Annotated in this window: 14 protein-coding genes; 10 read left to right on the top strand and 4 right to left on the bottom strand. The window is 69.8% G+C overall.

The genetic code is table 11. The annotated features are described in order from the left end of the window. Positions 1-2: 2 nt before the first annotated feature. Entirely contained in the window at positions 3-1,139 is a 1,137-nt protein-coding gene (locus AC1DSA_RS07070) for an iron-containing alcohol dehydrogenase (RefSeq protein WP_477887476.1), read from the bottom strand. A gap of 107 nt (positions 1,140-1,246) precedes the next feature. On the opposite strand from AC1DSA_RS07070, the gene AC1DSA_RS07065 reads away from it, so the two are divergent. The 3 genes from AC1DSA_RS07065 to AC1DSA_RS07055 are packed head-to-tail and all read left to right on the top strand — an operon-like array spanning position 1,247 to position 5,230. After that, on the top strand, positions 1,247-2,158 hold the full coding sequence (locus tag AC1DSA_RS07065; RefSeq protein ID WP_477888028.1) for an alpha/beta hydrolase: 912 nt from the start codon (positions 1,247-1,249) through the stop codon (positions 2,156-2,158). Beyond that, the gene (locus AC1DSA_RS07060) at positions 2,155-3,024 is read left to right on the top strand and encodes a YbgC/FadM family acyl-CoA thioesterase (RefSeq protein ID WP_477887474.1); all 870 of its coding nucleotides are present in this window, start codon (positions 2,155-2,157) and stop codon (positions 3,022-3,024) included. Before AC1DSA_RS07065 ends, AC1DSA_RS07060 begins: the two co-directional genes overlap by 4 nt. Positions 3,025-3,028: 4 nt before the next feature. Further along, the gene (locus AC1DSA_RS07055; protein ID WP_477887473.1) at positions 3,029-5,230 is read left to right on the top strand and encodes an O-antigen ligase family protein; all 2,202 of its coding nucleotides are present in this window, start codon (positions 3,029-3,031) and stop codon (positions 5,228-5,230) included. Here AC1DSA_RS07055 and ygfZ read toward each other — a convergent pair. Next, positions 5,206-6,114 carry a CAF17-like 4Fe-4S cluster assembly/insertion protein YgfZ gene (gene ygfZ, locus AC1DSA_RS07050; protein WP_477887471.1) on the bottom strand — a complete coding sequence of 303 codons (909 nt, stop codon included), beginning with the start codon at positions 6,112-6,114 and terminating at the stop codon, positions 5,206-5,208. The two genes, AC1DSA_RS07055 and ygfZ, sit on opposite strands and share 25 nt — an antisense overlap. 46 nt (positions 6,115-6,160) lie before the next feature. On the opposite strand from ygfZ, the gene mltG reads away from it, so the two are divergent. From mltG to AC1DSA_RS07020, 6 genes are all read left to right on the top strand, one after another. After that, positions 6,161-7,156: an endolytic transglycosylase MltG gene (gene mltG, locus AC1DSA_RS07045; RefSeq protein ID WP_477887469.1), complete on the top strand. Its 996-nt coding sequence runs from the start codon at positions 6,161-6,163 to the stop codon at positions 7,154-7,156. Continuing rightward, positions 7,153-7,797, top strand: a complete 645-nt coding sequence (gene tmk / locus AC1DSA_RS07040) for a dTMP kinase (RefSeq protein ID WP_477887467.1) — start codon at positions 7,153-7,155, stop codon at positions 7,795-7,797. Before mltG ends, tmk begins: the two co-directional genes overlap by 4 nt. Then, positions 7,794-8,783 carry a DNA polymerase III subunit delta' gene (locus tag AC1DSA_RS07035; RefSeq protein ID WP_477887465.1) on the top strand — a complete coding sequence of 330 codons (990 nt, stop codon included), beginning with the start codon at positions 7,794-7,796 and terminating at the stop codon, positions 8,781-8,783. Before tmk ends, AC1DSA_RS07035 begins: the two co-directional genes overlap by 4 nt. Positions 8,784-8,790: 7 nt before the next feature. Then, complete coding sequence (locus AC1DSA_RS07030; RefSeq protein WP_477887463.1) at positions 8,791-9,156, top strand: PilZ domain-containing protein; 366 nt, start codon at positions 8,791-8,793, stop codon at positions 9,154-9,156. A gap of 57 nt (positions 9,157-9,213) precedes the next feature. Beyond that, complete coding sequence (locus AC1DSA_RS07025; protein WP_477887461.1) at positions 9,214-10,020, top strand: TatD family hydrolase; 807 nt, start codon at positions 9,214-9,216, stop codon at positions 10,018-10,020. Between the two features lie 63 nt (positions 10,021-10,083). After that, positions 10,084-10,743, top strand: coding sequence for an ankyrin repeat domain-containing protein (locus AC1DSA_RS07020; protein WP_477887459.1), 660 nt, complete (start codon positions 10,084-10,086; stop codon positions 10,741-10,743). A gap of 28 nt (positions 10,744-10,771) precedes the next feature. Here AC1DSA_RS07020 and AC1DSA_RS07015 read toward each other — a convergent pair whose 3' ends face one another. Further along, on the bottom strand, positions 10,772-11,134 hold the full coding sequence (locus AC1DSA_RS07015; protein WP_477887457.1) for a hypothetical protein: 363 nt from the start codon (positions 11,132-11,134) through the stop codon (positions 10,772-10,774). Between the two features lie 225 nt (positions 11,135-11,359). On the opposite strand from AC1DSA_RS07015, the gene AC1DSA_RS07010 reads away from it, so the two are divergent. After that, entirely contained in the window at positions 11,360-12,400 is a 1,041-nt protein-coding gene (locus tag AC1DSA_RS07010; RefSeq protein WP_477887455.1) for an RNA methyltransferase, read from the top strand. Here AC1DSA_RS07010 and AC1DSA_RS07005 read toward each other — a convergent pair. Beyond that, positions 12,397-12,644: integrase core domain-containing protein (locus tag AC1DSA_RS07005; RefSeq protein WP_477887453.1), on the bottom strand; the 248-nt coding region annotated here is incomplete at its 5' end. The genes AC1DSA_RS07010 and AC1DSA_RS07005 overlap by 4 nt on opposite strands.

The raw sequence follows: 12,644 nt of genomic DNA, 5'->3' as shown, positions 1-12,644 counted from the left end.
CGCTAGAGCGACGCCTCCAGCATCTGCACGTAATCCTCGCGCGACGCTTCGCGCGGATTGGTCTTGTGGCAGTGGTCGGCCAGCGCGCCCTGGATGATCTGGTCGAACTGTTCGCGCTGCACGCCCATGGCGGCCAGGCCCGGGGGCAGGCCCAGGCGGGCGTTCATGTCGCGGATCGCCTCGGGGATGTCGCCGCCCGAGCGCAGGCCCATGGCATGCGCCATGCGGTCCAGGCGCCGGTCTTTCTGCACCGAAGGCGCCTGGGCGTTGAAGCGCACCACGGCGGGCAGGAACATCGCGTTCAGGGTGCCGTGGTGCAGGCGCGGATCGACGCCGCCCAGGCTGTGGCTGAGGGAGTGCACGCAGCCCAGGCCCTTCTGGAAGGCCATCGCGCCTTGCATCGACGCGCTCATCAGGTTCAGGCGCGCCTCGCGGTCGCTGCCGTCGCGGGTGGCCCGCTCGATGTGCCCCCAGCCGCGCTCCAGGCCGTCCAGGCCGATGCCGTCGGCCGGCGGATTGAAGGCCGCGGACATGAAGGTCTCCATGCAGTGCGCGATGGCGTCCATGCCGGTGGCCGCCGTCAGCTTGGGCGGCAGGCCCATGGTGAGTTCGGGATCGCAGATCGCGGTCTTGGGCACGATGTGCCACGAGTGGAAGCCGAGCTTGCGGTGGTCGTCGACGATGATGATCGCGCCGCGCGCGACCTCGCTGCCGGTGCCGCTGGTGGTCGGTACCGCGATCAGCGGGGCCACCTTGTCGGTGATGCGCGGCGAGCCGCTCTCGATGGTCGCGTAGCGGGTGAGGGGACCTTCGTGCGTGGCGGCGATCGCCACGCCCTTGGCGCAGTCGATGGCGGAGCCGCCGCCGACGGCCACCAGGCCGTCGCAGCCCTGCGCCTTGTAGATCGCCGCGGCCGCGCGCACGGCCGCCTCGGTCGGGTTGGACGGGGTCTGGTCGTAGATCGCGTGGGGAAGGCCCTCCAGCGCATCCAGCGCCTTTTGCAGCACGCCGGCCGCCTTCACGCCGGGGTCCGTCACGATCAGGGGTTTGCTGATGCCGACGCGCTGGCATTCCTGCTTGAGCAGCTGGACCGCGCCGAAATCGAACTGGATCTGGGTCACGTAGTAGATGAAGGCCATGGCGTCGCGTCCCTTACGATGGAGAGCCGCACTGTAAGCCAGCCGCCAGCGGCGGCGCAGCCTCCCGCGTGACATTTCTTCCGCAGTTTCCCGAACTCACCCCGGCCATGCGCTCCGTGCTGGAACGCATGGCGCGGGCGGGTCATGTGCCGATGTACCGGCTGGCTCCGCAGCAGGCCCGCGCCGCCTACGAGGCCGGCGCCGGCGTGCTCGAAACGCCTCGTCCGCAACTGGCGCGCGTGGACGACCTGGCCCTTCCCGCCGCCGACGGCACCACCCTCGCGGCGCGGTTGTACGCCCCGTCGTCGCAGCGGCTGCCTGTGCTGCTCTACTTCCATGGCGGCGGTTTCACCATCGGCAGCATCGCCTCGCACGACACCCTGTGCCGCAACTTGAGCCAGCTCTCGGGCTGTGCCGTCGTTTCCCTCGGCTACCGGCTGGCGCCAGAGCACCGGTTCCCGACCGCTGTGGACGACGCCTGGGATGCCGTGCAATGGATCGCCCGCCGAGGCGAAGCCCTCGGCCTCGATGCGCGGCGCCTCGCGCTCGGCGGCGACAGCGCCGGCGGCACCCTGGCCACGGTGTGCGCCACGCTGGCCCGCGATGCGGGCCTGCCGGTCGCGCTGCAGTTGCTGTTCTACCCCGGCTGCGCGGCGCGCCAGGTGAGCGCCTCGCACCGCCGCTACCACCAGGGGCTGGTGCTGGAGCAGGCGCACATCGAGTATTTCTTTCGCCAGTACATCGCCGATGCGCAGCGCGAGGACTGGCGGTTCGCGCCGCTGAACACGCCGGACCTGGAGGGGGTGGCGCCCGCCTGGTTGGGCTTGGCCGAGTGCGATCCGCTGTTCGACGACGGCGTCGCGTACGCGGATAAACTGCGCGCTGCCGGCGTGGCGGTGGACCTCGAGATCTACCGCGGCGTCACCCACGAATTCATCAAGATGGGCCGCGCGCTGCCGGAGGCCCGGCAGGCGCACGAGCATGCCGCGGCGGCCCTGCGACAGGCCTTGCACCCATGAAAAGAGAAGACTTCCGTTTCTTCCACAAGCTGCGCGTCCGCTGGGCGGAGGTGGACATGCAGAAGATCGTCTTCAATGCCCACTACCTGATGTACTTCGACACGGCGGTGGCCGACTACTGGCGCGCGCTGGCGATGCCGTACGAGGAAGGCATGCGCCAGCTGGAGGGAGACATCTACGTGAAGAAGGCGACCGTGGAATTCCATGGCTCCGCCCGCATGGACGACCGGCTCGACGTGGGCGTGAAGTGCGCGCGCATCGGCACTTCGTCGATGCAGTTCCTGGGCGCCATCTTCCGCGGCGAGGAGCTCCTGATCCAGTGCGAGCTGGTCTACGTGTTCGCCGATCCGGCGACGCAGACCTCGAGGCCGGTGCCGCCCAGGCTGCGCGAGATGCTCACGGGCTACGAAGCAGGCGAGCCCATGCTGCAGGTGAGGACGGGCAGCTGGACCGAGCTGGGCCCCGACGCCCGTCGCATCCGCACGGAGGTCTTCGTGCAGGAGCAGCGCATCCCGGCGGAGCTCGAATGGGACGAGGACGATGCCACCGCCGTCCATGCCGTGGCCTACAACCGCCTGGGCCAGGCCATCGCCACCGGACGGCTGCTGCCGGCCGAGGGCGGCATCGCCAAGATCGGCCGCATGGCCGTGCACCAGGTGCTGCGCGGCTGCGGCGTCGGCGAGCAGGTGCTGCGCGCGCTGGCCGCCCGGGCGCAGGAGCGGGGCGACCGCGGCATCGAGCTGCATGCCCAGCGCACGGCCCGGGACTTCTATGCCCGCCTCGGGTTCGCGGCGCAGGGCGAGCCCTATGAGGAAGCCGGCATCCCCCACATCACGATGACCAGCGCGCTGCCGCTCGCGCGCTGACGCGGTGACGAAGAAACGTCCGTCCGCGGCGCCCACGGCGGCGCGGCCCGAAGCCGCCGCCGGCAGTGCGGCGCCCATCCTGCTGGCGCTGATGCTGCTGCTGGCGCCCGCGCTGGGCGTGCCGGGGCAGGCCATGCTGCAGGACACCCTCAAGTCGATCATCGTGGCGTTCTGCACGCTGTTCGCCGCGTTCGTGTTCCTCTGGGACCAGCGCCGGCGCCAGCAGCCGCTGCAGTGGCATGGCGTGCTGTGGCTGCCCCTGCTGCTGATGGCGTATGCGCTGGGCAGCATGGCCTGGTCGCACGCGTTCCTGGGCGGGGTGGAAGCGGTGCGGTGGTTCCTGTTCGCGCTGGTCGGCTGGCTGGTGCTGAACACCTTCGGGCGCCAGCGGCTGCCGCTGCTGGCCGCCTGCATCCATGGCGGGGCGCTGGCCGCGACCGCATGGGGCATGCTGCAGTTCTGGACCGGCTTCGACCTGTTCCCCCAGGGTCCCAATCCGGCCTCCACCTTCATCAACCGCAATTTCTTCGCCGAATTCCTGGTGTGCGCGTTGCCCTTCGGGGCGTTGCTGCTGGCACGGGCGCGCCGGCCGGCGGTGATCGTGCCGCTCGCGGCGAGCGTGGGCCTGGTGGTGACCGCGGTCCTGATGACGGGCACGCGCAGCGCGCTGATCGCCCTGTGGCTGCAGCTGGGCGTGGTGCTGCCGCTGATTGCGTGGCGCTGCCGCCGGCAACTCGCTTTCGCCGCCTGGACGCGCCGCCTGCAAGCCGCCGCCCTGGCCGTGATCGTCGGCACGGTGCTGCTGCTGGGCGTGATTCCCAGCGGCAATCCCCAGATCCTGGAGGAAGGCTTCGGCGCCACCGCGATCGCCCGGGGCTTTCATCGCGCCGGCTCCATCCGGCCGGGCGACCCTTCGCTCAACATCCGCATGCTGATGTGGCGCGCGACGCTCAACGCGATCCAGGCCCGACCGCTTGCGGGCCTGGGCGCCGGCGCCTGGGAAAGCGAAATCCCGCTGTACCAGGAAGAGGGCGCCCAGCTCGAGACCGACTACTACGTGCACAACGAGTTCCTGCAGCTGGTCGCCGAATACGGCCTCGTCGGCTGGCTGTTCCTGCTCGCCTTGCTGGCCTACCTGGTGCTGGCGGCCTGGCACAGCTGGGGCGGCGCCGATGCCGAGAGCGACGCCGAACGCCCCTGGCGCGCGGTGTTCCTGTGCAGCCTGCTGGCGCTGCTGGTGGTCAGCAGCATCGGCTTCCCCTGGCGGCTGGCCGCGACCGGCGCGCTGTTCGCTGTGTGCCTGGGCGGACTGGCGGGATCGGACGCTCGCCTCGGGTTCACGCGGCCCTGGCTGGCACGGCCGCTGCCGTGGTCGCCCCGCATCGGCCAGGCGGCGCTGGCCGGCGTTGCCGCCTGCTTCGTGCTCGCCGTCGTGATCACCGACCGCGCCGCCGAGAGCGAACGCAAGCTGGTGCGCGCCGCCCAGCTCGCACTGGGCATCTCGCAGTCGGGCCAGCCGAACGATCCGCGCTTCGATGCGACCAAGGCCGAACTGCTGCAGCTGGTGCGCGAGGGGATTGCGATCAATCCGCACTACCGCAAGATCACGCCCATCGTGGCCGACGAACTCGCCCGCTGGGGCGACTGGGCCGACGCCACCTGGATCTGGGAAAGCGTGCTCGGCTCCCGGCCCCACATCGTGGCCATCCTGACCAACGCGGCGCGCGGCCACGACGCCATGGGCCACCAGGCCCAGGCCCTGGCCTACCTGGAGCGGGCGCGCCGCCTCCAGCCGCGCGCGCCCGCGGTGCGCGGGCTGGAAGTGCTCCTGCTGGCGCGCATGGGCCAGGAGGCGAAGGCCATGCAGCGCGCGCAGGAAGCGCTGGACGCCGGCGTGGTCGATTACGAGCTGGTCAACTCCTATTTCATCCTGGCCTGGCGGGCCCACGACTGGCCGCGGGCCGAGCAGCTGCTGCAGCTGCGCATGCGCGAATGGCCGGAGAGCCGGGCGCGCGGGCTGGTGCAGCTGGGACTGATCTACAACGGGGGCTGGCACGATCGCGCCAGGGCGCTGGCGGCCTTCCAGCTGGCGCTGAAGGTCGCGAGCCCGCAGGAACGCGATGCGCTGCTGCAGCAGGTGCCGACGGAGTTCCGGGCGCAGATCGTCGCCGCGCCCGCCCCTCAGACGTCGGCCAGCAGCAGGTAGGGCAGGGGCAGCAGCTTCAGCGCGGGACCGGTGGCGGCGCCCGCGTGCAGGTCCCCGGCTTCGGCGGCCGCGAGCTGAACGGAGACGATCGCGTCCCAGCCTCCGTCGGGCGAGGGCGCGGCCTGGGCCACGAGGCCGGCAGGCTGCTCGGGGTCTGCCGCCTGGAACACTTCCTGGCCGGCCGCGAGTTCGCCGTCGGCATGGGCGACGAAGGCCCGGCGCTTGAGCGTGCCCCGGAACTGGCTGCGCGCCACCACTTCCTGCCCGGGGTAACAGCCCTTCTTGAAGTTCACGCCGCCGATGGACTCGTAGTTCAGCATCTGCGGCACGAAGGCTTCCACGATGGGCGCGGCGACCGTGGCGATGCCGCTGCGCACCTCGCCCCATTGCCACAGCGCGGGCGCCAGCGGCGCGCCCGCGGGCAGCGGCGCACCGGCCGGACCGACCCACAGCGCACGCGGCTGGCCGTCGGCCGGGTAGAGCTGCACCACCTGGCCGCCGGCGGCCTGCGAAAGTGACCAGGGCGACGACTGCGGCGCCGGCACCGCCTCGCCGGCCAGGCCGGCCAGCGCGAACTCCGCACTGGCGTCGGTCAGCTTCGCCTTGGCGCGCAGAACGAACATCGACAGGCGCTTGAGCGCCGGCGCGAGGAGGTCCTTGCTGCACACGAGCAGGATCTCGTCGGCCGCGCGGCGCCAGCCGATGAAACTGGCCTGCATGCGGCCCTTGGCAGTGCAGAAGGCGGCCAGGCGGGCCTCGCCCTGGCCCAGCAGCACGAAATCCTGGGTCAGCTGGCCCTGGAGGAAACTGGCGGCGTCCTCGCCCTGCACTCGGATCACACCGAGATGGTGGAGGGGGGCGACACCGTGGAGAGGATGCGACATGGGCTGAATTATCATGGCCGCCACATTCCACAGACGAAGCAGGGACGTGCGCCGCTTTATCACCACCGTCTTCATGCTTGCCCTGCTGGCCGCTCTGGGTGCCGGCGCCGCCGCCTGGTGGTGGGTGCAGCAGCCCTTGCGGCTGTCCGCTCCCTCCATCGACCTTTCCATCGAACCCGGCACCCTGCCGCGCGGCGTGGCCCAAGCCGTGCGCGACGCCGGCGTCGACGTGGACCCGCGCCTGCTTTACGCCTGGTTTCGCCTGTCGGGCCAGGGCCAGCGCATCAAGGCCGGCAGCTACGAGCTGGAACGCGGCATCACGCCGCAGCGCCTGCTGGACAAGCTGGCGCGCGGCGAGGAGTCGCTGCGCGCCGTCACGCTGGTGGAAGGCTGGAACTGGCGCCAGCTGCGCGCCGCGCTCGCCAAGGCCGACCAGCTGAAGCCGGACACCGCCAACCTGCCCGATGCGGACCTGATGAAGTTGCTGGGCCGCCCCGGCGTCGCGCCCGAGGGCCGCTTCTTTCCCGACACCTACACCTATTCCAAGGGCTCCAGCGACGTGAAGGTGCTGCAGCGGGCGCTGCGCGCCATGGACAAGCGGCTGGCCCAGGCGTGGGAGCACCGCACGCCGCAGTCGATCCTGAAGACGCCGGAAGACGCGCTGATCCTGGCGAGCATCGTGGAGAAGGAGACCGGCCGGGCCGCCGACCGCACGCTGATCGCCGCCGTGTTCCAGAACCGGCTGCGCATCGGCATGCCGCTGCAGACCGACCCGACCGTCATCTACGGCCTGGGCGAGAAGTTCGACGGCAACCTGCGCAAGGTGGACCTGCAGACCGACTCCCCCTACAACACCTATCTGCGCGCGGGCCTGCCGCCCACGCCCATCGCGATGCCGGGCAAGGCTTCGCTGCTGGCGGCGGTGCAGCCGGCGGACGGCAAGTTCCTGTACTTCGTGGCCAAGGGCGACGGCACCAGCCAGTTCAGCGAGTCGCTGGACCAGCACAACCAGGCAGTCAACAAGTACCAGCGCCGCCGATGACCCAGGGCCTCTTCATCAGCTTCGAGGGCATCGACGGCGCGGGCAAGTCCACGCACATCGAGGCGCTGGCCGCGGCGCTGCGCGCCCGGGGCCGCACCGTCGTCCTCACTCGCGAACCGGGGGGCACGCCGCTGGCGGAAAAGCTGCGCGCCCTGGCCCTGAACGATCCCATGGACCCACTCACCGAGGCGCTGCTGATGTTCGCGGCCCGGCGCGACCACCTGCTGCAGGTGATCGAACCGGCGCTGGCCCGGGGCGCCGCCGTGCTGTGCGACCGCTTCACCGACGCCACCTTCGCCTACCAGGGCGCCGGCCGCGGCTTCGATCGCGCCGTGCTGGACACACTGGAGGGCTGGGTGCAGTCCGTTCCAGCCTTGCCCGCTGCGGCGCTGCGCCAGCCCGACGTCACCGTCTGGTTCGACCTGGATCCGGCCGTTGCGGCGCAGCGCCTCGCCGGCGCCCGTGTGCCCGACAAGTTCGAATCGCAGCCGCAGGCCTTCTTTGCCCGGGTCGCGTCCGGCTATGCCGGCCGAGCCGCGGCGGACCCGGGGCGCTTCCTGCGGGTGCAGGCCGACCAGAGCCGGGAAGCGGTCTGGCGCGAACTGGAATCCGGCCTGCGCGCCCGCGGGGTGCTGGCATGACGGCCCCCTGGATCCGCGCGCAGCTGCGCCAGTTGCTCGCCCAGCGGGGCCACGCCTGGCTGCTGCATGGACCGTCGGGACTTGGACAGTACAAATTGGCCCTGTCGCTGGCCCAGGCGTGGCTCTGCGACCGGCCCACGGAAGAGGGCGCCTGCGGCGAGTGCGCCAGCTGCCACCAGGTGGAGGTGCGCGCCCATACCGACCTGGCCGTGCTGATGCCGGAAACGACGATGCTGGAGCTGGGCTGGCCCCTGTCCGAGAAGGCCCAGGCCGAGATCGACGACAAGAAGCGCAAGCCGAGCCGCGAGATCCGGGTCGACGCCATGCGCGACGCGCTGGAATTCGCCCAGCGCACCAGCGGCCGCGGCCGCGGCAAAGCGGTGCTGGTCTATCCGGCGGAGCGGATGAACACGGTCACCGCCAACGCCCTGCTGAAGACGCTGGAGGAGCCGCCCGGCGACGTGCGCTTCGTGCTCGCCACGGAGGCGGCGCACCAGCTGCTGCCGACGATCCGCAGCCGCTGCCTTGGACACACCCTCAGCTGGCCGGCCGAGGCGGAAGCCGTGGACTGGCTGCGGGAAGAGGGTGTCGAGGAAGGAGCGGCCGCGGGCCTGCTCAAGGCGGCCGGCGGCCGGCCGGAGGACGCGTTGCGCCTGCACCGGGCCGGCCTGACCGCCCGGACCTGGTCGCAATGGCCCAAGGCGTTGGTTCGAGGCGACACCGGCGTGATCACCGACTGGAGCCCGGCCCAGCTGGTCGAAGGGCTACAAAAGCTCTGCCACGACCTGCTGGCCGTGCATTCCGGGGCGGCGCCCCGCTTCTTCGAGGCCGCCGACCTGCCTGCGGCGGGGAGCGTGGAAGGCCTGACCAGGTGGTGGCGCAGCCTGGCCGACACCGCCCGGACGGTGGAGCACCCCTTCAATGCCGGTCTGATGCTGGAAGACCTTGTGGCGGGCGCGAGGACGGCCCTACACTCGAAAGCCTGACCTGCCCATGAGCACACCCGCCGCATCCAACGCTCCCCGTCCTAGCGTCATCCAGCTGGCCATCAAGGAAAAGGCCGCGCTGTATGCCGCGTACATCCCCTTGTTCGCGGACGGCGGCGTGTTCATCCCGACCACGCGGGACTACCACCTGGGCGACGATGTCTACGTGCTGCTGTCGCTGCCGGACGATCCGCAGCGCTACCCGGTGGCCGGCAAGGTGGCCTGGGTGACGCCCGGGCGCGCCGCCGCCAACCGCACCCAGGGTGTCGGCGTGCGGTTCCCGTCGGACGACAAGTCCAAGCTGCTGAAGGTCAAGATCGAGGAAATCCTCGGCGGCCACCTGGCTTCCGAGCGCCCGACGCAGACCATCTGATTCCCTAGAATCCACGGTGCGCCGCCGGCCCCGCCGCGCGGCGCGATCGCTTTTGCCATGTTCGTCGACTCCCACTGCCACCTCAGCTTTCCCGAGCTCGCCTCCCAGTTGCCCGAAATACGCCAGGCCATGGCGCAGGCGGGCGTGGACCGGGCGCTGTGCATCTGCACCACGCTGGAGGAGTTCGAAAGTGTCCACGCCCTGGCGATGCAGTTCGACAATTTCTGGGCCTCGGCGGGCGTGCACCCGGACAACGAAGGCATCGCCGAACCCAGCGTGGACAAGCTGCTGGAGCTGGCGGCGCGCCCGCGCGTGGTGGCCATCGGCGAGACCGGGCTGGACTACTACCAGATGGAAGAGCGCAAGGGCGGCCGCAGCGTGGCCGACCTGGAGTGGCAGCGGGAGCGCTTTCGCACCCACATCCGAGCCGCGCGCCGCTGCGGCAAGCCGCTGGTCATCCACACCCGTGCGTCCTCCGCCGACACCATCGCGATCCTGAAGGAAGAGGGTGAGGACGGCTCCCCCGGCAGCGCGGGTGGCGTCTTTCATTGCTTCACGGAGACGGCCGATGTCGCGCGCGCCGCGCTGGACCTCGGCTTCTACATCTCCTTCTCAGGCATCCTGACCTTCAAGAGTGCGGCCGACCTGCGCGACGTGGCCCGGTTCGTGCCGCTGGACCGTCTGCTGATCGAGACCGACAGTCCCTACCTGGCGCCGGTTCCGTACCGCGGCAAGATCAACAATCCGTCCTATGTGCCCTACGTCGCCAGGCAGATCGCGGAGCTTCGCGACCTGTCCGTGGAGGCCGTGGGCGAGCTCACCAGCCGCAATTTCGAGACACTTTTCGCCGCTGTCAATTCATGACAAGTTGCCTGCGATTTATCTGGCAACCCCTTGTCGTACATTGATTTTTAGGCGACTGAAATCATGAGACTTCACTTCAAGTATTTCCTGTACCTGATCCTGGCAGCCAGCCTGTCCAGCGCCCTCGGAGGATCCTTCGACGACTGGTTCGTGGCCATCAAGCGGGACGATCCCCAGGCAGTGGTCGAGCTGCTCAAGCGCGGTTTCGATCCCAACACCGTGGACCCGTCCGGCCGGCAAGGCCTGTTCATGGCCCTGCAGGACGGCTCGCTCAAGGTCGCGGAGGTGCTGGTGGCATCGCCCAAGACCAACGTGGAGTGGCGCAGCCGCAAGGACGAAAGCCCGCTCATGATTGCCGCCCTGAAGGGCCACACGGCGCTGGTGAAGAAGCTCATCGCCCGCGATGCCGACGTCAACAAGACCGGCTGGGCGCCGCTGCATTACGCGGCCACGGCGGGAAACCTGGAGATCATGCAGATCCTCCTGGACGAGAACGCGTACATCGACGCGGAGTCGCCCAACAAGTCGACGCCGCTCATGGTGGCGGCCCAGTACGGTTCCACCCAGGCGGTCAAACTGCTGCTGGAGGGGGGCGCCGACCCGACCCTGCGCAATGAAATTGGACTGTCCGCGGTGGAGTTCGCGCTGCGCGGCAACCGGCCGGATGCTGCGCAGCTGATTTCCGCCGCGATCCGAAGCAAGCAGCCCAAAGGCAAGTGGTGAGGACCACTTGCCGGGGATACGTCCAGTCCTATCGGGCGGCGCAGGCGCTGACCAGTTCCACGCCGGCGGACATGGTGGTCGTGTCGGCCTTGCAGCGGGCCATATCGGCGTAATGGCCTTGCACCATCACGCCGGGCGGGCTGTAGCGCATCGTGGCGTGGGCGCCGGTGGCCGCCGCGGCGGATTCGGCCTCGCAGCGGGCGCCGCGTCCGGCCATGCCCTGGACACGGCGGCAGAAGGAGTCGTCCGGATAGTCGAACTGGCGGATCACCTGGCCGTTGCCATCGCGGTAGACGAGATGCTTGCCGGACGGTCCGGTGTTCTGGGTGGCGCAGCCAGCGAGCACCGCGAGTGCGGCGGCAACGATGGACAGGCGCGTGATGGCGTGCATGGAATCTCCCTGGTTCTGGACCTCCGGATCACTGCCGGGGCGCCATGCTTTTTACCGGGGTTCGGCCGTTTCGGGGCCTCACGGTAACCGTTCGATCTCACTGATACGATGCGTATTATGTCAAATGATATGGGGAGACAGTTTGGCAGATACACACTCGGTGGCCTCAAGCCTTCTGCCCGCTCCTGTGACACTCTCCATTCCCTTCTTTGAACTGTCCCGCCGATGCGAATCGACGACCTGAAGCAGCGCCTGCACGCCGCCGGCGCGGGTCCCAGCCATGAACGCCGGATCCTGCGCCTGTGGTCGCAGGCCTTGCCCATGGCCAGCGGCAAGCGCCGCATCGAGGACTTCCTGCCGCTGTCGCTGCGCGCGGAATTGCCGGCGATCGAAGCGCAGCTCAGTGGCCTGGCACGGCTGCAGTCGACGCACCTCGGGGCCGACGGTTCGGAGCGCCTGCTGATCGAATTGGCGGACGGCCGGACGGTCGAGAGCGTGCTGCTGCCGCGCGACGGCCTCTGCATCTCCTCCCAGGTGGGTTGCGCCGTCGGCTGCCTGTTCTGCATGACCGGGCGCGACGGCCTGTTGCGCCAGCTTGGAAGCGCCGAAATGGTGGCCCAGGTGGCGCTGGCCCGGGCCCGCCGGGCCGTCAGGAAGGTCGTGTTCATGGGCATGGGCGAGCCGTCGCACAACCTCGATGCGGTGATGGAAGCGATCGAGCTCCTCGGCACGGCGGGCAACATCGGCCACAAGAACCTGGTGTTCTCCACGGTGGGCGATCCGCGTGCGTTCGAGCGGCTCGCCCGGGGTCCGGTCCAGGCCGCGCTGGCCTTGTCGCTGCACACGACCAAGCCGGATCTGCGGCTGCGCCTGTTGCCCCGCGCCCCCCGCATGACGCCGGAAGAACTGGTGGCCGCGGGCGAGCGATACGCCCGCGCGACCGGCTACCCGATCCAGTATCAGTGGACCCTGCTGGAAGGCATCAACGACGGCGACGACGAACTGGATGGCATCGTGCGCCTGCTTTCGGGCAAGTACGGCGTGCTGAACATGATCCCGTACAACGCGGTCGACGGCCTCGCCTTCCGGCGTCCGTCCTGGGAACGCGCCGCGGAGATGGCGCGCTCGCTGCACCGCCGCGGTGTGCTGACCAAGCTGAGGCACTCCGCGGGACAGGACGTCGATGGCGGTTGCGGCCAGCTTCGCGCTCGCGCCTTGAAGGCTGCGGCGCCGATCACCTTCCACGCCCGCGGCGCGGGCAGCTAGCTGTGAAGAGTCAAGAGGTTGTTTCTTGACTTGTTGAGTCTGGACATCGGAGCGGCGCCTCCGATGCCCTGATGGGGGCGGTGCCAGTTGTAGTGATGGATCCAGCGATCCAGGGCCGCAGTGCGTTCGCTGGAGTGCCGGTACGCGAAGCCGTAGGCCCACTCCCTGAGGGCGGACTGAATGAACCGTTCGGCCTTGCCGTTCGTTTGCGGCCGGTAGGGGCGAGTGAACTTGTGGCGGACGT

The organism is Ramlibacter sp. P4_H7 (genome assembly GCF_056400765.1).
The sequence above is the reverse complement of the archived record's forward strand: the minus strand, read 5'-3'. Positions and strand labels throughout refer to the sequence as shown.